Source organism: Affinundibacterium danionis (assembly GCF_042432465.1).
Classification (GTDB): Bacteria; Pseudomonadota; Gammaproteobacteria; order Burkholderiales; family Burkholderiaceae_D; genus Undibacterium; species Undibacterium danionis.
In genome coordinates this window covers 1-1,014 of record NZ_JBHLXJ010000022.1, presented here as the reverse complement: position 1 = coordinate 1,014, position 1,014 = coordinate 1, and the positions used below count along the sequence as shown (strand labels likewise).

The following is a 1,014-nucleotide window of genomic DNA, read 5'->3' as shown; positions in this document are numbered from 1 at the left end:
TCAAGTTATAAGAGCCACCCGCCTGACCAATGAGACTGAGTTTGGAGACATCAATCGTATCACCACTAACGATATTGACGGCGGAGACGGATAGAATCCCTGTGGCAGCGTCATAGGTTGCATTCAGAATATTCGGTGCCGCATTCGAGACAGTGATGGCATTGCCAGTCAGGTCAGCAATATTGCCGCCGGTAATGACGCTGTTCCAGTCATCGGCCGCCGCAATATTATAGGCAGTGGCGCTAACAGCAGAGCTGGTGCCATTCTTATTCAACAGCGCGGAGACGCCACCGGTATCAGCACCCGAGAGGGTAATGTTAAAGCTGGTGGCCGAGGTGATTTCAACATTGCCGGACGTCGACAGGGTGTAGGTCGAACCACCTTCACCGGTAATCGTCAATTTACTGATGGTGATGTCATTGGTGGCACCGAGGGTTCTGACCAGACCTGTGCCAGTGACGGTCAGCACATTGGTCGTGCCGTCAAAGGTGGCAGAGGTAATGGTCGGCGCCGTCACATTCGAAACCGTGATGCCATTGCCAGTTAAGTCAGCACTGCTGGTACGGCTGGCATTCCATGAAGCGGCGGCAGCGAGGTTAAAGGTGGTGGTGTCCACTGCAGAGCTACCGTTCTGATTCAAGATACCATTAATTGCCAGCTTGTCGGTGGCATTCAAGGTCACGGTGAACGAAGTGGCACTGGCGGCGGTGATGTTTGGTGAAGTCAGGGTGTAGGAACCGCCTTGGCCAGCGATGGATAGTTTGGTGACATCGATGGTGTCGCCAGTAACCATATTGGCACCGGTGACCACTAAGGTACCTGTACTGGCATCATAGGTGGAGTTAATAATGATTGGCGCGGCATTCGAGACCGTGATTCCATTGCCAGTCAAATCAGCGATATTGCCACCTGTGATGACACTATTCCAGTCATCGGCAGCAGCCAGGTTGTAAGTGGTGCTGCTGATGGAGGAGGTGCCGTTCTTATTCAACAGGTTATTGACGCCAGCAATAT

1 protein-coding gene is annotated in these 1,014 nt (G+C 52.7%); it reads right to left on the bottom strand.

The features are described from left to right. On the bottom strand, positions 1-1,014 hold a 1,014-nt coding region (locus ACFFJH_RS18005; RefSeq protein WP_390214362.1), incomplete at both ends, for a hypothetical protein.